We start from the raw sequence: 21,462 nt of genomic DNA, 5'->3' as shown, positions 1-21,462 counted from the left end.
GCCGCCGCGCAGCCGCGCTCCCCGCTGCGCAGCGACGCGCCGCGCGCCGCCGAGGCGCCCGCCCGCCCGCGTCCGGCCGGCATCGAGGAAGAGGCCCGCATCCGCGCCCTCGAATCCGCCAACTCGCAGATGGCCAACGAACTCGCCGCCATCCGCGGCATGATCGAGCGCCAGCTCGCCGGCTTTGCCTGGGGCGAGATGAGTCGCAGCGCACCCGGCCGTACGCGCCTGATCGGCGACCTGCTCGAAGCCGGCTTTTCCGCCACCCTGGCCCGCGAACTGGCCGAGGCGGTCCCCGAGGACGAAGCGCCCGAAGACGCTCACCGCCTGCTCCACGCCGCCCTCGCGCAGCGCTTCCGGGCGATGGACTGCGACGCCGACATCATCGACCGCGGCGGCGTGTTCGCGCTGGTCGGCCCCACCGGCGTCGGCAAGACCACCACCACCGCCAAGCTCGCCGCCCGCTGCGTGGTGCGCCACGGCGCCGACAAGCTCGCGCTGATCACCACCGACAGCTACCGGATCGGCGCCCACGAGCAGTTGCGCATCTACGGTCGCATCCTCGGCGTGCCGGTGTATGTGGTGCGCGACGCCACCGACCTGCGCGAAACCCTCGCCAGCCTGCGCGACAAGCACATGGTGCTGATCGACACCATGGGCATGAGCCAGCGCGACAAGATGGTGGCCGAGCAGGCCGCCATGCTCACCGGCGCCGGCAAGGTGTCGCGCCTCTTGCTGCTCAACGCCACCAGCCGCGGCGATACCCTCGACGACGTGATCCACGCCTACGGCGGCGACGGTCTCGCCGGGGTCATCCTCACCAAGATGGACGAGGCCATGTCGCTGGCCCCGGTGCTCGACGTGGCGGTGCGCCACCAGGTGGACGTGTACTACGTCGCCAACGGCCAGCGGGTGCCCGAAGACCTCCATCTGCCCGACCGGGACGCGCTGCTCGACCAGGCGCTGCGCGAGCTGCCGGCCAATTCGCCCTTTCGACTCGAGCCTCTCGAAGCCGGCCTGATGATGGCCGCCGCCGGCCAGGCCGATGTCGCCCAACTGCGCAGGGGGCTCTGAGATGCTCCACGCCTCCGACCAAGCCGCTGGCCTGCGCCGCCTGTTCCGCCGCACCCCGTCCGCCGTCGTGGCCCTGTTCACCTCTGGTCGCACGCCGCGGGATCTGGCCGTCCAGACGCTCACCGCCCTCACCGACGGCGCCCGCCGGGTGGTGGCCATCGACGAACACGCGCCCGATCGCGGATCGTTGCTGGCGGCCTTCGGCTACCCCGAGGGGGGGGACCTGCTCGGCGCCCTGCAGGGCCAGTTCGACGTGACCGAAACCATGCGCGAGGTGGCCGACGGCCTGTGGGTCGTTCCGGCCGCCGCGACCGTGCTGGCGGTGCCGCTCCTCGATGAGGCCCAGCACGCGCGGCTCGAGGCCGGCATCGGCGAACTCCAGCGCCGTGCCGACCTGCTCGCCATCCACACCGCGGGCGACGTGCGCAACCTCACGCCCTTCGCCCGCGCCGCCGGCCGCCGTCTGCTGGTGGTCGAGGCCAGCGGCGTCGGCGCCCGTGGCGCCTGCCAGTGGATCAAGGGCCTGGCCGCCGCCGGCGCCGGATCGCTGGAGATCGCCGTCAGCGGCGCCCGCGACCGGGCCGACGCCACCGCGCTGTTCGCCAGCCTCAACGACTTCACCTCGCGTCACGTCGGGCTGCCGCTGGTGTGGCGCGGCGAGGTCGAGCGCGATCCGCTGGCCGACGCGATGACCACGCCGCTGGGCGCGCGCCATCCGGCGGAAGGCGCCCAGGCCTTCATCCGCCGCCTGCGCGCCTGGTCGTCCCAGGCTGGCGTGGCGAGCTGAAAAGTGCAGAAAGCAAAAATGTGAAAAGTTGTGTCGCGGGCTGCATGAAAGCCTATCGTTGCCGATGAAGAGTCTGAGCGCCGCGCGACCCCGAAACCAGACGAGAAAGCAGACAAAAGATGTACACCGCTTCCGGCACCCTCGATAAAGAGCAGCTCGTCGTCCAGTACGCGCCCCTGGTCAAGCGCATCGCTTACCACCTGATGGCCAAGTTGCCGGCCAGCGTGCAGGTGGAGGACATCATCCAGAACGGCATGCTCGGCCTGCTTGACGCCATCAACCGCTACGAGGAAGGGCTCGGCGCCCAGTTCGAGACCTACGCGGTGCAGCGCATCCGTGGTTCGATGCTCGACGGTCTGCGCGAGAACGACTGGCTGCCGCGCAGCCTGCGCCGTGACATGCGACGCATCGAGGCGGCGGTGCATCAGCTCGAACAGCAGAACGGCCGCCATCCCACCGAGGCCGAGCTGGCTGACTCCCTCGGCGTGCCGCTGGCCGAGTACCAGCACATGCTGCAGGAAGCGCGCGGCTACCAGCTCGTGTATTTCGAGGACTTCACCGGCGAGGGCGAGGACGACTACCTCGAGCGCCACATCACCCTCGAAGGCAACGACCCGCTCACCCTGCTGCTCGACAGCAACATGCGCGACGTGCTGATCAAGGCCATCGACGATCTACCCGAGCGCGAGAAGACCGTGATGGGTCTGTACTACGAGCAGGACATGAACCTGCGCGAGATCGGCGAGGTGCTCGGGGTGTCCGAGTCCCGCGTCTGCCAGCTCCACAGCCAGGCCATCGCGCGGCTGCGCTCGCGCATCTCGGGTGCGATCCAGGCGCCGCCCAAGGTCAAGGGCGAGGGCAAGGGCCGCGGCCGCCGTCCGGCGGCGGGCTGAGCGGGAGCGCCGCGTTTCCATGGACAGCATCAGCCTCGTCGGCCTCACCCTCGCGCTGGCCGCCATCCTCGTCGGGCAGGTGCTCGAGGGGGGGCACGTCAGTTCGCTGATCCAGCCCACCGCTTTCCTGATCGTCATCGGCGGCACCCTCGGTGCGGTGATGCTGCAAAGCTCGGTCAAGGTGTTCCGCATCGGCATGCAGATGGTGCGCTGGGTGTTCGTGCCGCCCCGGCTGGATCACGATGCGCTCATCGCCGAGGTGGTGCGCTGGAGCAACGTCGCCCGCAAGGAGGGCCTGCTGGCGCTGGAAAGCCAGATTCCCGCGATCGAGGACCCGTTCATCCAGAAGGGGCTCCAGCTGCTCGTCGATGGGGTCGAGCCGGAACGCCTGCGCGAAGTGCTCGAGGTGGAGATCGACACCTGGGAAGGCCACATGAAGCAGGGCGCCAGGATCTGGGAGGCCGCCGGCGGCTACGCGCCGACCATCGGCATCCTCGGCGCGGTGATGGGGCTGATCCACGTGATGGAAAACCTCTCCGATCCGTCCAAGCTCGGCTCCGGCATCGCGGTGGCCTTCGTCGCGACGATCTATGGCGTCGGCTCCGCCAACCTGATCTTCCTGCCGATGGCCAAGAAGCTGCTCGGCGTCATCGGCACCCTCACGTCGATGCGCGAGATGCTGGTCGATGGCCTCGTCGGCATCGCCAACGGCGACAACCCGCGCATCATCGAAAGCCGTCTCAAGGGCTACGCGGGGTAGGCGATGACGCGGCGCCGCAAGCACGAGGAAGAGCACGAGAACCACGAACGCTGGCTCGTCTCGTACGCCGACTTCATCACCCTGTTGTTCGCCTTCTTCGTGGTGATGTATTCCCTGTCGTCCCTCAACGAGGGCAAGTACCGGATCATGTCCGATTCGGTGGTGAGCGCGTTTCGCAGCATCGGCAACCAGGCCAGCAACCCGCGCATGATGGCCAGCCCGATCGCCTCGATCCGCCCCAGCCCGCCGCCGCCCAGCCCCGAGGCGGAGGAGGCGCGCAAGGCCAAGGCCGAGCGGGTCAAGAACATGGCCGAGGACATTCGCAAGGTGCTCGCGCCGCTGGTGGCCGACGGCCAGGTGCATGTCACCGAGGGCGCCTTCGGCATCTCCGTCGAGATCAATGCCAGCGTGCTGTTCAAGCCCGGCGAGGCGCAGCTCGGCCCCGACGCGATGCGGGCGCTACGGGCGGTGGGCGAGGTGGTCGCACCCGCCGAATTCCCGATCACCGTCGAGGGGCACACCGATGTGCTGCCGATCGCCACGTCGACCTTTCCGTCGAACTGGGAGCTGTCGGCGGTGCGCGCGTCGAGCGTGGTGCGCTTGTTCGTCGACAGCGGCGTCAAGCCGTCGCGGCTGACCGCCGCCGGCTACGGCGACCAGCGTCCGGTGGCCGACAACACCAGCGCCGAAGGTCGTGCCCGCAATCGTCGGGTAACGATCCTGATCGAGTCCAGGGTGCCCGAGCAAACTGTGACCGTGCCGCCGCGGGCGTCCGGTGTCACCGACTCGATCCTGCCCGCCGACGCGTCGCCGCCGGTGCCCGTCGAGGCCAAACCTGGCGAGCCGCCGCAGCGATAGGCGTGGTGCGTTGCCCGCGGTGCGGGAGGGCGGTGAGACCTTGCTTGAAAGGGGAGGGCGCGGATCGGGTGCGAGCCCACGCCGTGCGCCGTGGCGCGGGACCGCTTAGGCGGAACCCCAGTTGCGGCTTGCCGCGGTGGGGCGCGACTGGCCGTCGGGGCCGTAGATCTGCGGATGTTCTGCAGCGGCGAGCAGGGTGCTCAGCGCTTGCTGGTTGTTTTGCAGGCGCTCGGTGATCAGGCGGCCATTGACCTGGTTGCGCGCCTTCGCGTCGGCGGCCAGGTCGACCACCTCGCTCCATGCGGCCAGGGCCTCGGGGGCGTTGGCCAGCACGATGCGGATGTTCTCGTCGCTGACCTTGGCGCCAACCCGCGCGAACATCATCACGCGTTCGTCGGACAGCCGCTGCAGCGCCCGGTAGAGAGTGGTCTTTTCTTCGGCGAGCATTGCCAGTGCGTCGATCTGGCCGGCCACGAGCAGGGCTTCCTCCCGCTGCAGCAGGGCCACGAAACCCTCCATGCCGCGGCGCTCGTCCAGGATCAGCTGGGCGAGGCGGGCGGGAAAGCCGGCGTCGATGGTCGCCACGGTGGGGTCAGGCCCGGCTCGCCTGGCCCTGCTGGGCGGTGAGCATCTGGCGGACGCTGTCGATCAGGCCGTCGGCCACCTTGTCGGTGTCGACCTTGAAGCGGCCTTGGCTCATCGCCTGTTTGATCTCGTCCACCTTGGCGCTATCGACCACCGGCGTGTTGGCGATGGCCTCTTCCGCCTGTTGCAGCCGCGCGGACAGGGAGGACAGTTCGACCCGTTCGCTGCCACCGCTGGCGCCTTGCGCCTTGGGGGTTTCCTTGGCGGAACGCGTACGCGCCTCGCCCGACGGCAGGTTTCCGGTCGCTTTGACAGAGTTGTCGATCTTCACGGCTTGGCCCTTTCATCCATAAGTCGACTGCGTCAACGACTCATGCAAATGAAACTTTAACGCATTCGGATGGCGGGGGCAGAGGGCCGCGTATGGCCGGAGCGGCACGATTGCACGCAGGATCAGGGAATGCCCTTCGTGCTGCCGACGTTTTCGCTGCCGCCCTGGGGCAGGCGGGTGGGCGGGTGGGATCGGAGGTGGCTCACGGGATGGCTTCCTTGAAAAGGGGATCGGCGTCTGGTGTGGGTCAGGGCAGGGTGATTTCCACGAAGCCCCCGCTGCGGGCGACGCCGCGGACCACCTGGCCGTTGGCGAGGCGCACCTGGGCGCCCTGGCCGTCGCCGGCGGAGCTCAGCGCCACGCCGTCGTTGGCGACCGAGAAGCCGGGGCCGCGGGCAATCACCTTGACCGGCTGGCCCTGGACCACCGCCGGTTGCAGGCGCAAGTGGCTGGCGGCCAGCGGGCGACCGCCGGCCAGGGCCACCCGGGCGACCTGACCGACCGCCTGGGCCGGGTCGGTGAGGACGTCGGCGGGCTGGGCGGTGAGCTCGCCCGCTTCGCGGCGCACGTCGGCGGGGCCGACGAGCTGGCCGGCGGACAGCGGGACGGCCGTGACCAGATAGAGCCCCTTGACCCGCACCTCCGCCGGCACCCACGCCGACCATGTGGACGGCGCCAGGCAGCGCACCCCGACCGACACGCGGCCCCAGGCCCGCGCGGTGGGTGGCAGGAAGGCTTCGAGCTGCACGCAGGGCGGCAGCGCGTTGTCGGGCGCGAACTCGCCGACCTGGATGCGTACCTCGCCGGGCAGGCTGCGGGTCTGCAGATCGAGGAAGCGCGCCACTTCGGCCCGCACCGGAGCGGCGTCCTGGCGGGCCTGGGCGTTGCCGGCGACAACCAGGAGGACGAGCAGGGAAGGCAGCAGCAGGGTCAGCAGGCGCTGCGTCGGCGTAGGGCGAGGGGATCTCATGGCGACATTGAACCTTGACGGCACCCGTTGCGGTGGCGGGAACAGAGCCGCTTTCTCCGCGCAAATTGGCCGATCGGCGTCGTGGAGGCGGAGCCGGCAAGCCATCGGCAAGACCCGCGGCAGCCGGCGGCAAACTTTGCCGGGCGGCAGCGGCGGGCGGTGCGGGCGGCGCCTAATTGGGGGGCGAATTGCCGCCTGTTCGGCCCATCGTGCCGCCGGGGCCGCGCATAAGATGACTGGCACGGAAGCTGCAATGGAATGGCTGAATCCCAGCCACGCGAGTTTTACGGCGGGCAGCGAAACGAACTTGAGGGTGATCCGACATGACCAATCGACTGGACGACACGATGCGCTTTCACCAGGCCGCGCTCAACGCCCGCGCCTACCGCCAGCAGGTGATCGCCTCCAACATTGCCAATGCCGACACCCCCAATTTCAAGGCCCGCGACGTGGATTTCCGCGAAGCCCTGGCTGGCGCCCTCGGTGGCAAGGTCGGCAACGATCTGGCCCTCAAGACCACCTCGGCGCGCCACATCGCCGCCGGCAGCGGCAACCCGATGGACGCTGCGCTGAAGTACCGCCAGGAGGCGCAGGGCGCAGTCGATGGCAACACCGTCAACATGGATACCGAGCGTGCCGCCTTCGCCGAGAACTCCGTGCAGTACCAGGCCAGCGTCACCTTCATCAACGGGTTGCTGCGCTCCATGCAGATGGCCGTCCAGGGCCAGTAAGGGGATCGCCATGAGCATGCTCAACGTCTTCAACATCGCCGGCAGCGCGTTGCACGCCCAGTCGATGCGCCTCAATACCACCGCCAGCAACCTGGCCAACGCCGACAGCGTGGTGGGCAGCGACGGTCAGCCCTACAAGGCCAAGCAGGTGGTGTTTGCCGCCACGCCGGTGGCGGGCACCGCCGGTGCCGCCCAGGGCGTGCGCGTCACCCAGGTGGTGGACAGCGCTGCGCCGATGCGTCTGGTGTACGACCCGAAGAGCCCGGCCGCCAACGCCGACGGTTACGTGACGATGCCCAACGTGAACGTGGTCGAGGAGATGACCAACATGATCTCGGCCTCCCGCGCCTACCAGACCAACGCGGACATGATGGGCACCGCCAAGAGCCTGATGGAAAAGACCCTGACCATTGGTCAGTAACAGATCGTCGGAAACGGATAAATCATGAGCACCGTCAACAATTCCACCTCCTCGACCGCGGCCGCCGACGTCATCGCCAAGCTGCAGCAGAACACCAGCAGCGCCACCAGCAAGACGAACGAATCCCAGAGCCGTTTTCTCAAGCTGCTCACCGAGCAGCTCAAGAACCAGGACCCGATGAATCCGGTCGATAACGCCCAGATGACCTCCCAGCTGGCGCAGATCAACATGGTGGATGGCATCGACAAGCTCAACACCACGCTCGCCGCCCTCGTCGAGGGCAGCCAGTCCAGCGAGGCCATGCAGGCCGCGGCGCTGGTGGGCAAGGGCGTGATGGTCGGCGGCAGCAGCCTCACCCTCACCAGCGGCAAGGCCTACGGCGGCTACGAGCTGACCAAGCCGGCCGACAAGGTGACCGTCACGATCAAGGATTCCAACGGTCTCGAGGTGCGCAAGCTCGAGCTCGGCAGCTCCGATGCCGGCGTCTTCAACTTCGCCTGGGACGGCCAGACCTCCAGCGGCGCCCAGGCGGTCGACGGCAAGTACACGATCAGCGTCGCGGCGACCCGCGGCGACGCCGATGTCAAGCCGACCGCGCTGCAACTCACCACCGTCAATAGCGTGCTGCGCACCAGCAGCGGCACCGTGTCCCTCGATGTGGGTTCGGGCAGCCTCGTGTCCCTTTCCGACATCAAGCAGATTCTCTGAGCGGAGACAGAAAATGGCATTCCAGCAAGGTTTGAGCGGTCTCTCGATTGCCTCCAAGGCCCTCGACGCCATCAGCAACAACGTGTCCAACTCCGGCACCGTCGGCTACAAGCAGGCCGCGGCGCAGTTCGCGGACGTCTTCGCCGCCTCCCTGTCGGCCGGCAGCGCCACCCAGGTCGGTATCGGCGCGTCGGTGGACAAGGTTGCCCAGCAGTTCAGCCAGGGCAACATCTCCACCAGCAGCAACACCCTCGACCTCGCCATCAACGGCGCCGGCTTTTTCCGGATGAGCGACAACGGCGCGATCACCTACAGCCGCAACGGCCAGTTCCATGTGGACAAGAACGGCTACGTCGTCAATTCCAGCGGCCTGCGCCTCACCGGCAACACTTACGACGCCAAGGGTCTGCCCAACGGCGTTGGTGGCGACATCCAGCTCAGCTTCGGCGACGCCGACCCCAAGGCCACCACCCAGGCCGGCTACAACGTGAACCTGGATTCGCGCTCCACCACGCCCAAGGCGCTCACCAAGGCCACCCTCTACGGCAGCGCCGTGCCCGCTACCGCCGCCCTGCCGGTCACCTTCGACGGCACCAACAACGCCCTCACCATCGTCGTCGATGGCGACACGACCGCCACCGCCAAGATTGCCGCCGGCAACTACTACGATTCCAGCTCCCTGGTCTCGGCGATTCAGGCCGCCATCGACCAGACCGCGCTGAAGGGCCGCGTCACCGCCTCCAGCGACAGCAGCGGCGTGATCACCCTCAACTCCAACCGTGGCGGACGGCTCTCCAGCCTCGACGTCACCGGCAGCGCCGCCGCGATGCTCAAGCTCACCGCCAGCGCCGCCAGTACCGCCTCGGTGACCGGCAGCAACGCGGTGTATGCCAGCCTCACCGGCACCAAGACCGCCGCCTATCCGCTGACCCTCTCCACGCCCGCCAGCATGACCGTGGCGGTCAATGGCGGTACGCCGGTCGCCATCACGGTGCCCGCCGCCACCTACAACACCGCTGCCGACCTCGTCACCGCGCTGCAGACCGCCGTCGATGCCACCGGCGCCAGCTCGGCCGGCCTCAAGGGCAAGGTCCTCATCGGCAAGAACGCCAACGACGCCATCACCTTCAACTCCACGCTGGCGGGCGGCGCCTCGGCGATCACCGTGGCCGACACCAGCGGCACCCTGGCCGGCACCACCCTGGGCGTTCCCACCTTCACCGCCACCGCCAACAGCGGCGGGTTCAGCATCACCGACCCGACCAGCTACACCAGCACCACCTCCCAGACGGTCTATGACTCCCTGGGCAACCCGCACACCCAGTCGCTGTACTTCGTGAAGACCGCCCAGGCCAACAAGTGGGACGTCTACACCAGCCTCGACGGCGGCTTCCCGCCCGAGATCGACCCGACCACCGGCCTGCACAGCCCGACCACCATCAGCTTCGACGCCAACGGCGGCCTGCTCACGCCCAAGACCATCTCCACCTCCTACACGGTCACCACCGGCGCGGTCAAAACCCTCAACGTCACCGTCGATCTGAACAACTCCACCCAGTTCGGCAACAGCTTCGGCGTCGCCCAGCTGAGCCAGGACGGCTACAAGCCCGGCTCCCTGTCCGGCCTCAGCGTGCAGGCCGACGGCACCATCCTCGGCAACTTCAGCAACGGCCAGTCGCGCATCATGGGCCAGGTCCTGCTCACCAACTTCCGCAACCCCAACGGCCTCGTCTCGGTGGGCGGCAACCAATGGGAATGGACGCCCGACGCGGGCGCCGTCGATGGCGCGGGCACCCCGCCGGGCACCGGCACCCTCGGCGTCATCCAGTCGGCGGCCATCGAGGAGTCGAACGTCGACCTCACCGGCGAACTGGTCAACATGATCACCCAGCAGCGCGCCTACCAGGCCAACGCGCAGTCCATCAAGACCCAGGACCAGATCCTGCAAACCCTGGTCAACCTGCGCTGAGGCCTGAGGCCCCCACGGCCGACGCGGTCCCGGCGCAAGCCCGGCCGCGTCGGCCGCGAGCGGGCCTGCTTCTTGCTAATCGAAAGCATCGCCGCCCGCCGGCCTCGCGCCAAACCGCAACCGGACTTCCGCCATGGACCGCCTGATCTACACCGCCATGACCGGCGCCTCCGCCACGATGGGGCAGGAGGCGGCCGTCGCCCACAACCTCGCCAACGCCACCAGCACCGGCTTCAAGACCGAAATGCACAAGCTGCGCGCAGTGCAGGTCCAGAACGCGCCGATGCGCACCCGCGCCTTCGTCGCCGATGCCAGCGTCGCCGACGACTTCTCCACCGGGCCGCTGCAGCACACCAACCGCGCCCTCGACATGGCCGTGCAGGGCAAGGGCTGGTTCGCCGTGCAGATGCCCGACGGCACCGAGGGCTACACCCGCAACGGCAACTTCGAGATCAGCGCCAACGGCATCCTGCAGACCCGTGGCGGCCTGCCGGTGCTCGGCAGCGGCGGTCCGATCACCCTGCCGCCGGACGTCGAGGTGGTGGTCGGCACGGACGGCAGCATCTCCACCGTGCCGCGTACCGGCGCCCGCAACAGCACCAGCGCGGTCGATCAGCTCAAGCTCGTGAATCCGCCCGAAGCGGATCTGCGCCGTGGCCCCGACGGCTTCTTCCGCACCGTCAGCGGCGCCCCCGCCCAGGCCGACCCGGCGGTGAAGGTCGCCTCCGGCTACCTCGAGGGCAGCAACGTCAATGTCGTGGAGCAGATGGTCTCGATGATCTCCCTGGCGCGCCAGTACGAGATGCAGACCAAGATGCTCTCCACCGCCCAGGAGATGGACCGCTCCGCCGGCCAGCTCGTCGCCAAGAGCTGAGCGCCGCCCCGTGCGCGTTGCCGTCGCCGTCTGCCGCACCCCGCCCGTCGTGGCCCGGCGGGCGTTTTTTCGTCGGCCCCGCGCCGGCACTTGCCGCCCCACCGGCAAAATTCTCCGCCCCGCTGCCGCCTGCCGCCGGCAAACCGCTGGCCATCGCGCCGATGGCGCCGAATTGGCCGCGTTTTGCCTGGCTTCTCCGGGCCTGGAACGGGACTTGCTGAGGATAGGATGACCCTGCCGCCCGTGAAGCGGCCAACCTCGTCGTCCCGGTGGGCGACACCCCTGCTCAGGAGCCCGCGATGATCCGCTCCCTCTGGATTGCCAAAACCGGCCTCGACGCCCAGCAGACCCAGCTCGACGTCATTTCCAACAACCTCGCCAACGTCTCCACCAACGGCTTCAAGCGCGCGCGGGCGGTGTTCGAGGATCTGCTCTACCAGAACCTGCGCCAGCCGGGCGCCCAATCCACCCAGCAGACGACCATTCCCTCCGGGCTGCAGATCGGCACCGGCGTGCGCCCCATCGCCACCGAGCGCATCCACACCCAGGGCAACCTCACCCAGACCGGCAACGCCCTCGACGTAGCGGTGCAGGGCGAGGGCTTCTTCCAGATCCTGATGCCCGACGGCTCCACCGCCTACACCCGCGACGGCGCCTTCCAGAAGGACGCCAACGGTCAGCTCGTCACCTCCAACGGTTACCCGCTGCAGCCGGCCATCACCATCCCGTCCAACGCCTTGTCGGTCACCATCGGCAAGGACGGCGTGGTCTCGGTGACCCTGCCCAACCAGACGGCGCCATCGCAGATCGGCAACATCCAGCTCGCCAGCTTCGTGAATCCCGGCGGCCTGCAGAGCATGGGCGAGAACCTCTACCTCGAGACCGCCTCCAGCGGCACCGCCAACCCGAACACCCCGGGCACCAACGGCGTCGGGGTGCTCAACCAGACCTACGTCGAAACCTCCAACGTCAACGTGGCCGAAGAGCTGGTGCTGATGATCCAGACCCAGCGCGCCTACGAGATCAACTCGAAGGCCGTATCCACCTCCGACGCCATGCTGGCCAAGCTCACCGCGCTGTAAGCGCGGCCGACGGAGCCTCACCATGACACCCATCCGGCATCGCCTTCCGATCCTCGCCGCCGTGGCGCTCAGCGGCTGCGCCGCCCTGCAGGGCACGCCGCCCACCGCCGTGCATCAGCCGATGAGCGTGCGTCCCGAGCCGCGCACCGCGCTCGCTTCGCAGCCCGGGGCGATCTTCCAGCAGAACTTCTCGCGCCCGCTCTTCGAGGACCGTCGCGCCCGCTTCATCGGCGACGTGATCACCGTCAACCTGGTCGAATCCACCGCCGCCAGCAAGAAATCCTCGACCACGGCCGAACGCAACTCGAGCCTCGCGGCATCGATCTCGGCGCTGTCCAAGCTGCCGCTGAATGGCCTCGCCGGCCTCGACGCCACCGCGTCCGACGCCAGCAAGTTCGGCGGCAAGGGCGACGCGGCGGCCAACAACACCTTCACCGGCACCATCACCACCACCGTCATCGAGGTGATGCCCAACGGCAACCTGCTCGTCTCCGGCGAGAAGCAGATCGCCGTCAATCAGGGCAACGAGTTCATCCGCTTCTCCGGCGTCGTCAATCCGGTGTACGTGACCGGCGCCAACACCGTGCAATCCACCCAGGTCGCCGACGCCCGCGTCGAATACCGCGCCAACGGCTACCTGGACGAAGCCCAGACCATGGGCTGGATGCAGCGCTTCTTCCTCAACGTGATGCCGTTCTGAGGCCCTCGCCATGTCGCCCCGCGCTTCCCGTCGCCTTTGCGTCACCCGTCCGCTGTCGCGCTGCGTGCTCGTGGCGCTCGCCGCGGTGTGCCTGCTCGGCAGCCCGTCCGCCGACGCCGAGCGCCTGAAGGATCTGGCCTCGATCGGCGGCGTGCGCCAGAACCAGCTGGTCGGCTACGGCCTGGTGGTCGGCCTCGACGGCTCCGGCGACCAGACCACCCAGACGCCGTTCACCGTCCAGAGCATCATCAACATGCTCGGCAACCTCGGCGTGACGCTGCCGCCGGGGCAGTCGCTGCAGCTCAAGAACGTCGCCGCGGTGATGGTCACCGCCAGCCTGCCGCCCTTCGCGCGGCCCGGCCAGCAGATCGACGTCACCGTCTCGTCGATGGGCAACGCCCGCTCCCTCAAGGGCGGCACCCTGGTCATGACGCCGCTGAAGGGCGCCGACGGCCAGATCTACGCGATGGCCCAGGGCAACCTCGCCGTCAGCGGCGCCGGCGGCGCCGCGCCGTCGGGTGGCAAGGTCACCGTCAATCACCTCTCGGCCGGCCGCATCCCCAACGGCGCCACCGTCGAGCGCGCCGTCGCCAGCGCGGTGGGGCAGGGCGACTCGGTCTTTGTCGAACTCAACAGCACCGACTTCGGCACCGCCCAGAAGGTCGTCGATGCCATCAACGCCGTCGCCCCCGGCAGCGCCCAGGCCCTCGACGGCCGCCAGATCCAGGTGCGCGCGCCGGACGACCTCAACCAGCGCGTGGCCTTCCTCGGCAAGCTCGAAAACCTCGACGTGACGCCGGCGGTCCAGGCCGCCAAGGTCATCATCAACTCGCGCACCGGCTCGGTGGTCATGAACCAGCGGGTCACCCTGCAGAACTGCGCCGTCTCCCACGGCAGCCTCACCGTCACCGTCACCAACGAGCAGCAGGTCAGCCAGCCCGGCGCGTTTTCCGGCGGGCAGACCGCCGTCACCAACAAGGGCGGCGTGGACATCAAGCAGGAAGGCGGCAACATCTTCAACATCAAGGCCGGCACCAATCTCGCCGACGTGGTCAAGAGCCTCAACGCGGTGGGCGCCAACCCGCTCGAACTGATCGCCATCCTGCAGGCGATGAAAGCCAGCGGTGCGCTGCGCGCCGAACTCGAGGTGATCTGATGGCCACGACCGATTTCAGCCAGATCAACGCCCTCGACCCCAACACCCTGGGCGGCCTGCGGCGCCTCTCGAAGGAAAGCTCGCCCGAGGCCAACAAGGAGGCCGCCCGCCAGTTCGAGGCGTTGTTCGTGCAGCAGATGCTCAAGTCGATGCGCGACGCCACGCCCAAGGGCGGCATGTTCGACAGCGACGAGACGCGCATGTACCAGTCGCTGCTCGACCAGCAGATGGCGATGCAGCTGTCCACCCGCGCCGGCGGCATCGGCCTCGCCAAGGTCATCGAGCGGCAGCTCAACCCCGGCAAGACCGCCGTGACGCTGCCCGATGGGCCGGTGCCGCTCGATGCCTCGATCCGCCGCGGCTTCGACGCGGCCACCGCGGCGGCGGCAAGCGGTGCGGCAACGGCAAACAATGCGGCAAAAAATGCCGCGCCGGCAACGGCGGGCGCTTCCGCCGCCGTGCCGGCCTTGCCCAACATGCCGACCGGCGCCGGCCCGCGGGCCTTCGTCGAGAAAGTCTGGCCCCAGGCCGTCGAGGCCAGCCGCGCCACCGGCATCCCGGCCCGCTTCCTGGTCGCCCAGGCCGCGCTGGAAACCGGCTGGGGCAAGTACGAGCTGAAGAACGCCGACGGCAGCCCCAGCCATAACCTCTTCAACATCAAGGCCGGCAAGCGCTGGAGCGGCGACACCGTGAGCACCGCCACCACCGAATACGTGAATGGCGCGGCCACCCGCGAGAACGCGCGCTTTCGCGCCTACGGCTCGTATGCCGACTCGTTCCGCGACTACGCCAACCTGATCCGCAACAACCCGCGCTACGCCGGCGTCGTCGGCCAGAGCGATGCCACCGCCTTCGCCCGTGGCCTGCAGTCCGCCGGCTACGCCACCGACCCGCAGTACGCCGACAAGCTCGCTCGCATCATCAACGGCACCACCCTGCGGGTCGCCCTCGCCGCCAGCGCCACTCAGTCCGCCTGAGTCCGGCGCGCCGGCGCCAGACCGGCAACGCAAAACTGGCAAAGCTCTTGCTTAGTGTTTCGCAGACACCTCCGAATCAAGGACGCGGATCATGGGCAGCAGCATCTTCAGCATCGGACTCACCGGACTCAACGCCGCCCAGGCGGGCCTGGCCACGACCAGCCACAACATCGCCAACATCGGCACCGACGGCTACAGCCGCCAGAGCACGGTGCAGAGCACCAATCCGTCGATGTTCAGCGGCGCCGGCTTCTTTGGCGAAGGCACCCGCGTCGATACCGTCAAGCGCGCCTACAGCGCCTTCCTGAACAACCAGGTGCTGGCCGCCGAGACCAAGTATTCCGAGTACGACACCTACAACACCGAGATCGCCCAGATCGACAACATGCTGGCCGATGCCACCGTGGGCCTCACCCCGGCGCTCGAATCCTTCTTCGGTGGCGTGCAGGAAGTGGCCGCCAACCCTGCCAGCATCCCGGCCCGCCAGTCGATGATCTCCACGTCCCAGAGCCTCGTGGCGCGCTTCCACAACCTGTCCGAGCGCCTCGACGACGTGCGCTCCGGTGTGGAAAGCCAGATCGACGAGACCGTCGGCGCCATCAGCAGCTACGCCAAGGACATCGCCGAGATCAACAACAAGATCATCATCGCCCAGCAGGCCGGCTCCAACCAGCCCGCCAACGATCTGCTCGACACCCGCGACCTGCTCATCAGCGAGCTCAACAAGCTGGTCCGCGTGTCCACCAACGTCGCCGACGATGGCTCCATGTCGGTGTTCATCGGCACCGGCCAGCCGCTGGTGATCGGCACCAACGCCACCAACCTCGACGCCCGGCCCTCGCTGTCCGATCCGACCAGGCTCGACGTGAACATCATCGCGTCCAACGGCAGCGCCATCCCGATCCCCGAGAGCCTGCTCGGCGGCGGCAAGCTCGGCGGCCTGCTGTCGATGCGCACCTCGTCCCTCGACGCGGCCCAGAACCAGCTCGGTCTGATCGCCGTGGGCATCGGCGCCACCTTCAACGCCCAGCACGCGCTGGGGCAGGATCTCAACGGCCAACTCGGCACCGACTTCTTCAACCAGCCGCAGATCGCCGTCACCCGCAGCGCCAACGCCGCCACCAGCTTCGGCCAGGCCAACGTGCACTACGACGACATCGCCAAGCTCTCCGGCGACGACTACACGCTGACCTTCACCGACACCCTCGGCAACTACCGTCTGACCCGCGTTTCCGACGGCGCCACGATCCCCAGCGCCGCCGACGTCGGGCTGCGCATCGACAAGCCCACCAGCTCCCAGGTCGGCGACAGCTTCCTGATCCAGCCGACGCGCTACGTCGCCGGCAACTTCAACGTCGAGATCACCGACACCCGGATGATCGCCGCCGCCGCGCCGCTCTCCACCGCCGCCGGTCAGAACAGCCTGCTCACCACCCGCAGCAGCAACGCCGCCGCCACCATCAGCGCGCCGACGGTCGCCAACGCCGACAAGTACGCCAGCCTGGTCGCCGCCAAGACGGCCTTCGCCTACAACACCGTCTCCGGCAAGCTCGACGTCAGCGGTCTGCCCGCCGGCATGAAGATCGGCTACACCACCGCCAGCGGCACCACCGTCGCGCCCGCCTCGACGAGCAGCATCCCGTACAGCAGCAACATGACGATCAGCCTGTGGCACACCGATGCCACCGGCGCCGACGTGCAGGACGTGAGCTTCACCGTTGGCGGCACCCTCGGCGCCGGCGACAGCTTCCTGCTCGGCGGTGGCGCCTCCAACGCGGGCTCGGCCAGCATCACCGCGCCGGTGGTCAAGGACACCACCAACCTCGCCGCGCTGCAGGCGGCCAACCTCACTTTCGGCTACGACAGCGCCAGCAAGAGCCTGTCCTTCGTGGGCCTGCCCGCCGGCATGGTGCTCAACTACACCCCGCTCAACGGCTCGGCCACGCCGCCCGTCGGCAGCACTATTGCCTACTCCAGTGGCATGCAGATCAGCGTCGGGCACAACGACGCCGCCGGCAACTTCGTGGCCGAGGCGCAGTTCTCCATCGCCGGCGCGCCCTCGAACGGCGACACCTTCAGTCTGGGCAACAACAAGAGCGGCGTCGCCGACAGCCGCAACGCCGTGCTGCTGGGCAACCTGCAGACCACCAAGACCCTGCTCTCCGCCGCCGGCCAGCCGTCCGCCACCTACCAGTCGGTGTATTCCCAGCTGGTCAGCTCGGTCGGCAACAAGGCGCGCGAACTCGGGGCCAATCGTGACGCGCAGCAAAGCCTGGTGGAGCAGGCCTCCACCGCGCAGCAATCCCTCGCCGGCGTCAATCTCGATGAAGAAGCGGCCAACCTGATCCGTTATCAACAGGCATACCAGGCCGCCAGCAAGGTCATGAGCATCGCCTCCAAGCTGTTCGACCAAGTGCTGGCCCTCGGCCAATAACCTGAAGGAAGCTCATCATGCGTGTCACCACCGGCATGATCTACGACAACGGCGTCTCGCAGATCCAGAAGCAGAACGCCCGCCTGCTCGACACCCAGCAGCAGGTCGCCACCGGCCGGCGCATCCTGCGCCCGTCCGACGACCCGGTCGCTTCCGCGCGGGCGCTGGAAGTGTCCCAGTCGCAAAGCGTGAACAAGCTCTACGCCGCCAACCAAGGCTATGCCAGCGACGCCCTCAAGCTGGTGGACAGCAAGCTCGATGCCGCCACCGACATCCTCACCTACGTGCGCACCCGCGCCGTCGAGTCGGGCAACGGCGCCTACTCCGCGAAGGAGCAGTCGGCCATCGGCGAGGACCTCGCCCAGCAGTTCGACGCCCTGCTCAGCATCGGCAACAGCAAGGATTCGACCGGCGACTACGTCTTTGGCGGCTACCGCAGCAACGCCGAGCCGTTTTCCGGCAGCCTGGCCGCCGGCATCCAGTACCAGGGCGACCAGGGTGCCCGCACGCTGCAGATTTCCGCCTCGCGCAATCTGCCGATCACCAGCTCCGGCGACGAGATCTTCAACACCATCCACGCGCCGGCGGGGTCCGCCTTCGCCCTGTCGAGCGCGGCCAACAGCGGCACCGGCCTGGTGTCGGGCGTGGCGCTGGCGAGCAGCTACAACGGCCACGCCTACGCGGTCAATGTGGGCAGCGGCCCGGCCTATTCGGTGGTGGATGCCACCACCGGCGCCGTGGTGCCGGCCGCCGCGTCCGTCAGCGGCACCACCACCACCCTCAGCTTCGGCGGCGTCACCCTCAAGCTGTCGGGCACGCCGACGGCGGGCGACAGCTACAACGTCTCGACCGTCGCCAGCACCTTCGACGTACTCGGCAACTTCGTCGGCGCCCTCAAGTCGGGCAACGCCGACGCCACCCGCTTCGCCGGCCTGCAGACCATCGCCGGCATGGACGCCACCCAGGAGAGCGTCTCCCGGGTGCGCTCGGGTGTCGGCTCGCGGATGGTCGAGGTCGAGACCCAGCAGAACATCAACAGCAACCTCGACCTGCAGTACACCCAGACCCTTTCGCGCCTGCAGGACGCCGACTACGCCCAGGTGGTGAGCGACCTGACCCAGCAGCAGACTTACCTCCAGGCCGCCCAGCAGAGCTTCCTGAAGGTCAGCAACCTGTCGCTGTTCAACTACCTCAACTGATCGCCATGCGCCGCGCCCTGGCCGCTTTCCTCGCCGCCCTCGGCCTTGCCGCCTGCGCCGACCTGCAGCCGAAGGAGGTCGCGTTGCCGGTGGCCGGCGCGTTGCTGGTCAAGGACGCCGGTTTCCTCAAGGTGCCGATGATCGCCGCGGCGGTGGCCGCCTACGTGGTCATCGATCCGCTGGCGCCCAACTGGACCATCGAGGAATCCCGCCAGTCGGACGAGCGCTACATCCTGGCGCTGCGCCACAAGGCGATCCACAACGGCGGCGACGGCGAGGCGCGGCAGGTGTTCTCGCGCCGGGCCGCCCAGCTCGCCGGTCAGGCGGGTTTCGGCGCCTACGAGGTGGTGTCGTGGCAGACCGGCATCGACAGCAGCCGCCCGTTCGCCCAGCGCGTGGCGTACGGCGAGCTGAGGCTGGTGCGCCTGACGCCGCCGAAGGGCGTCGCCAACTCCGAACCCTGAGCGTCCGGGCGCGTCCCGTCCATCTGTATCGATTGTTTTTGCAATCCGGAGGTCTGTGCCGATTCCGCCGCCTGCAAGCGTCTCTGAACCTTGCGGGGGGGATCGGAGTTCCGTAAGGTGCGCGCATCTCAAGCACGCTGGACGAAGGCTCACATGGACCGCATGACCGAACGCCGCCGGGATCGCCGCATTCCCCTCGGCTGCAAGGTGGGGATCAAACTCGAAGACGCCGCCGCCCCGGTCGTGGGCACCTGCGTCGAGCTGAGCGTCGGCGGGCTGACCATTCATTCCACCCACGTCCCGCGCATGGACGAGGTGTTCGAGATCGCGGTGCTGCCACCCGAGCCGGGCGGCAGCTTCCTGCCGTTGCACGCGCGGGTGCGGGTGCGCCGCTGCCACGCGCTGGGGCAGGCCGGCCTCTACGCGATGGGCGTCGAGATCATCGAAGTCATCAAGTAGAGGCCGGATCGATCAGCCCTGGCCGAGCCCGGCCTGGGCCTCGCCGGCGCTGGCGTAGAGCTGGGCCGGCATCGCGCTGCGCTGGAAGGCGGCGCCCAGCTGCAGGCGCAGGAAGGTGCTGGAGGTGTAGCGCGTCACCTGGGTGTAGTGGCGCTCGACCAGCGCCTTCACCATCGCGGCGTAGGCATCGATCAGTTCCGGCGCGATGTTGAAGCGGTCGTAGTTGATGATCGCCGCCACCTTGTGCCCGACGCCCGCCAGCCGCGCCTCCACCGCCGCACGGATGCGCTCGATGTCGGTGTGGTGGCGGATGTGCAGCCCCTCGAAATTCACGAAGAACAGCCGGCCCGCCGGGTCGTAGGCGAGGCGCGCGTCCATCGGCATGTCGAGCAGGTCGGGACGCAGGTGCATCGGCCCCGGCGCGAAGATGCGCGGGTCCATCAGCGCCGGCTCGGTCGGGATCAGCGGTCGGAAGGCCATCTTGGCGAGGATGTCGCGTTCGATGTCGATGCCTGGCGCCACCTCGGTCAGTTCGAGCCCGTCCGGCCCCAGGCGGAACACGCAGCGCTCGGTGATGTAGAGCACCGGCGTGCCGCGCCGGTTGGCCTGAGGGCCGCTGAAGGTGCGGTGTTCGACCTGCTCGACGAACTTCGACGAGGCGCCGTCGCTGACGATGGCGAGCTTGCCGGCGTCGATCGCCACCTCCAGGTTGCCGGCGGTGAAGGTGCCGACGAACACCACCTTCTTGGCGTTCTGGCTGATGTTGATGAAGCCGCCGGCGCCCGCCAGCCGCGGCCCGAAGCGCGACACGTTGAGGTTGCCCTCGCGGTCGGCCTGGGCCAGGCCGAGGAAGGCCATGTCGAGGCCGCCGCCGTCGTAGAAGTCGAACTGGCTGGGCTGGTCGATGATGGCCTGGGTGTTGATCGCCGCGCCGAAGTTGAGCCCGCCGGCGGGAATGCCGCCGATCACGCCGGGCTCGGCGGTCATCGTGATGAGGTCGATGACCTTCTCCTCGGCCGCCACCGCGGCGATGCCCTCGGGCATGCCGATGCCCAGGTTCACCACCGCGTTGGCACGCAGCTCCAGCGCGGCGCGGCGGGCGATGATCTTGCGCTCGCTCATCGCCATCGGCGCCACCGCCGACATGGGCACCCGCAGTTCGCCGGCGAAGGCCGGGCTGTAGGTTTCGATGAAGGTCTGCATGTGGTATTCGGGCTTCTCGGCCACCACCACGCAATTGACGAACACCCCCGGGATCTTGACCTGCCGCGGGTTGAGCGTGCCGCGCTCGGCGATGCGTTCGACCTGGGCGATGACGATGCCGCCGGAGTTGTGGGCGGCCATCGCAATGGCCTGGGCCTCCAGTGTCAGCGCCTCTTTCTCCATCGTGATGTTGCCGTCGGCGTCGGCGGTGGTGCCGCGGATGATGCCGACGTTGATCGGGAAGGCCTTGTAGAACAGGAACTCGTCGCCGTCGATCTCCATCAGCCGGACGATGTCGGCGCTGGTGCGGGCGTTGAGCTTGCCGCCGCCGAAGCGCGGATCGACGAAGGTGCCCAGGCCCACGCGGGTGAGGGTGCCCGGCTTGCCCGCGGCGATGTCGCGGAACAGGTGGCTGATGACGCCCTGGGGCAGGTTGTAGGCTTCGATGCGGTTGGCCACCGCCAGCTGCTGCAGGCGCGGCACGAGGCCCCAGTGGCCGCCGATGACGCGGGCGACCAGGCCGTCGTGGCCCAGGTGGTTGAGGCCGCGCTCCTTGCCGTCGCCCTGGCCGCCGGCGTAGACCAGGGTGAGGTTGCGCGGCGCGCCGAGGCCGCGCATGTCGGCGCCCTCGGTTTCGAGGAAGTAATTTTCGAGGGCGACGGCGATGTTCTCGGGAAAGCCGATGCCGACGAAGCCGCCGGTGGCCACCGTGTCGCCGTCGCGGATCAGGCGCACCGCCTCGCGGGCGGAGACGATCTTGCCGGTTTCGGCGGAGGGCAGGGCGGTATCGAGGGTGCTCATGATGGGCTCCTTGGGTGTCGATCCGC

Annotated in this window: 22 protein-coding genes; 18 read left to right on the top strand and 4 right to left on the bottom strand. The window is 68.6% G+C overall.

The window, feature by feature from the left end; all coding sequences use genetic code 11:
* The 5 genes from flhF to motD form a co-directional block, all read left to right on the top strand.
* Nucleotides 1-1,074 (top strand): flagellar biosynthesis protein FlhF (gene flhF, locus ACE3P2_RS03085; RefSeq protein WP_374260879.1); only part of this gene is annotated, 1,074 nt, incomplete at its 5' end.
* A 1-nt stretch (nucleotide 1,075) separates the two neighbouring features.
* A complete protein-coding gene (locus ACE3P2_RS03080) occupies nucleotides 1,076-1,861 on the top strand; it encodes a MinD/ParA family protein (RefSeq protein ID WP_374260877.1) in 786 nt (261 codons plus the stop codon).
* A gap of 119 nt (nucleotides 1,862-1,980) precedes the next feature.
* Complete coding sequence (locus tag ACE3P2_RS03075) at nucleotides 1,981-2,754, top strand: RNA polymerase sigma factor FliA (protein ID WP_374260875.1); 774 nt, start codon at nucleotides 1,981-1,983, stop codon at nucleotides 2,752-2,754.
* A 19-nt stretch (nucleotides 2,755-2,773) separates the two neighbouring features.
* Nucleotides 2,774-3,514: a flagellar motor protein gene (locus ACE3P2_RS03070; protein ID WP_374260872.1), complete on the top strand. Its 741-nt coding sequence runs from the start codon at nucleotides 2,774-2,776 to the stop codon at nucleotides 3,512-3,514.
* Between the two features lie 3 nt (nucleotides 3,515-3,517).
* On the top strand, nucleotides 3,518-4,372 hold the full coding sequence (gene motD, locus ACE3P2_RS03065) for a flagellar motor protein MotD (RefSeq protein WP_374260870.1): 855 nt from the start codon (nucleotides 3,518-3,520) through the stop codon (nucleotides 4,370-4,372).
* Between the two features lie 105 nt (nucleotides 4,373-4,477).
* Here motD and ACE3P2_RS03060 read toward each other — a convergent pair whose 3' ends face one another.
* From ACE3P2_RS03060 to flgA, 3 genes are all read right to left on the bottom strand, one after another.
* Nucleotides 4,478-4,957 carry a flagella synthesis protein FlgN gene (locus tag ACE3P2_RS03060; protein WP_374260867.1) on the bottom strand — a complete coding sequence of 160 codons (480 nt, stop codon included), beginning with the start codon at nucleotides 4,955-4,957 and terminating at the stop codon, nucleotides 4,478-4,480.
* A gap of 7 nt (nucleotides 4,958-4,964) precedes the next feature.
* Nucleotides 4,965-5,288: a flagellar biosynthesis anti-sigma factor FlgM gene (flgM, locus tag ACE3P2_RS03055; protein ID WP_374260863.1), complete on the bottom strand. Its 324-nt coding sequence runs from the start codon at nucleotides 5,286-5,288 to the stop codon at nucleotides 4,965-4,967.
* A gap of 247 nt (nucleotides 5,289-5,535) precedes the next feature.
* Nucleotides 5,536-6,258: a flagellar basal body P-ring formation chaperone FlgA gene (gene flgA / locus ACE3P2_RS03050; protein ID WP_374260861.1), complete on the bottom strand. Its 723-nt coding sequence runs from the start codon at nucleotides 6,256-6,258 to the stop codon at nucleotides 5,536-5,538.
* A gap of 323 nt (nucleotides 6,259-6,581) precedes the next feature.
* On the opposite strand from flgA, the gene flgB reads away from it, so the two are divergent.
* The 13 genes from flgB (at nucleotide 6,582) to ACE3P2_RS02985 (ending at nucleotide 19,432) form a co-directional block, all read left to right on the top strand.
* On the top strand, nucleotides 6,582-6,989 hold the full coding sequence (gene flgB, locus ACE3P2_RS03045) for a flagellar basal body rod protein FlgB (protein WP_374260859.1): 408 nt from the start codon (nucleotides 6,582-6,584) through the stop codon (nucleotides 6,987-6,989).
* 10 nt (nucleotides 6,990-6,999) lie between these two features.
* The gene (gene flgC / locus ACE3P2_RS03040) at nucleotides 7,000-7,410 is read left to right on the top strand and encodes a flagellar basal body rod protein FlgC (RefSeq protein ID WP_374260857.1); all 411 of its coding nucleotides are present in this window, start codon (nucleotides 7,000-7,002) and stop codon (nucleotides 7,408-7,410) included.
* 24 nt (nucleotides 7,411-7,434) lie between these two features.
* The gene (locus tag ACE3P2_RS03035) at nucleotides 7,435-8,118 is read left to right on the top strand and encodes a flagellar hook assembly protein FlgD (RefSeq protein WP_374260854.1); all 684 of its coding nucleotides are present in this window, start codon (nucleotides 7,435-7,437) and stop codon (nucleotides 8,116-8,118) included.
* Between the two features lie 13 nt (nucleotides 8,119-8,131).
* The gene (locus ACE3P2_RS03030) at nucleotides 8,132-10,087 is read left to right on the top strand and encodes a flagellar hook protein FlgE (protein WP_374260852.1); all 1,956 of its coding nucleotides are present in this window, start codon (nucleotides 8,132-8,134) and stop codon (nucleotides 10,085-10,087) included.
* A 133-nt stretch (nucleotides 10,088-10,220) separates the two neighbouring features.
* Nucleotides 10,221-10,961 carry a flagellar basal-body rod protein FlgF gene (gene flgF / locus ACE3P2_RS03025; RefSeq protein ID WP_374260849.1) on the top strand — a complete coding sequence of 247 codons (741 nt, stop codon included), beginning with the start codon at nucleotides 10,221-10,223 and terminating at the stop codon, nucleotides 10,959-10,961.
* A 299-nt stretch (nucleotides 10,962-11,260) separates the two neighbouring features.
* A complete protein-coding gene (flgG, locus tag ACE3P2_RS03020; protein WP_374260847.1) occupies nucleotides 11,261-12,043 on the top strand; it encodes a flagellar basal-body rod protein FlgG in 783 nt (260 codons plus the stop codon).
* A gap of 22 nt (nucleotides 12,044-12,065) precedes the next feature.
* On the top strand, nucleotides 12,066-12,743 hold the full coding sequence (locus tag ACE3P2_RS03015; protein WP_374260845.1) for a flagellar basal body L-ring protein FlgH: 678 nt from the start codon (nucleotides 12,066-12,068) through the stop codon (nucleotides 12,741-12,743).
* Nucleotides 12,744-12,753: 10 nt separating this feature from the next.
* Nucleotides 12,754-13,899, top strand: coding sequence for a flagellar basal body P-ring protein FlgI (locus ACE3P2_RS03010; protein WP_374260842.1), 1,146 nt, complete (start codon nucleotides 12,754-12,756; stop codon nucleotides 13,897-13,899).
* Nucleotides 13,899-14,876, top strand: coding sequence for a flagellar assembly peptidoglycan hydrolase FlgJ (flgJ, locus tag ACE3P2_RS03005; protein ID WP_374260840.1), 978 nt, complete (start codon nucleotides 13,899-13,901; stop codon nucleotides 14,874-14,876). The genes ACE3P2_RS03010 and flgJ overlap by 1 nt, the downstream gene beginning before the upstream one ends.
* A gap of 91 nt (nucleotides 14,877-14,967) precedes the next feature.
* Nucleotides 14,968-17,310, top strand: coding sequence for a flagellar hook-associated protein FlgK (gene flgK, locus ACE3P2_RS03000; RefSeq protein WP_374260838.1), 2,343 nt, complete (start codon nucleotides 14,968-14,970; stop codon nucleotides 17,308-17,310).
* Between the two features lie 17 nt (nucleotides 17,311-17,327).
* Nucleotides 17,328-18,509 carry a flagellar hook-associated protein FlgL gene (flgL, locus tag ACE3P2_RS02995; protein ID WP_374260836.1) on the top strand — a complete coding sequence of 394 codons (1,182 nt, stop codon included), beginning with the start codon at nucleotides 17,328-17,330 and terminating at the stop codon, nucleotides 18,507-18,509.
* Between the two features lie 5 nt (nucleotides 18,510-18,514).
* Complete coding sequence (locus tag ACE3P2_RS02990) at nucleotides 18,515-18,973, top strand: hypothetical protein (RefSeq protein ID WP_374260833.1); 459 nt, start codon at nucleotides 18,515-18,517, stop codon at nucleotides 18,971-18,973.
* Between the two features lie 153 nt (nucleotides 18,974-19,126).
* Nucleotides 19,127-19,432, top strand: coding sequence for a PilZ domain-containing protein (locus ACE3P2_RS02985; RefSeq protein ID WP_374260830.1), 306 nt, complete (start codon nucleotides 19,127-19,129; stop codon nucleotides 19,430-19,432).
* 12 nt (nucleotides 19,433-19,444) lie between these two features.
* Here ACE3P2_RS02985 and ACE3P2_RS02980 read toward each other — a convergent pair whose 3' ends face one another.
* A complete protein-coding gene (locus ACE3P2_RS02980) occupies nucleotides 19,445-21,436 on the bottom strand; it encodes an acyl CoA:acetate/3-ketoacid CoA transferase (RefSeq protein ID WP_374260827.1) in 1,992 nt (663 codons plus the stop codon).
* Nucleotides 21,437-21,462: the final 26 nt, after the last annotated feature.

Source organism: Zoogloea sp. (genome assembly GCF_041911615.1).
GTDB lineage: Bacteria > Pseudomonadota > Gammaproteobacteria > Burkholderiales > Rhodocyclaceae > Zoogloea.
Note: the sequence above shows the minus strand (reverse complement) of the source record. Positions and strands in the feature narration are given on the sequence as shown.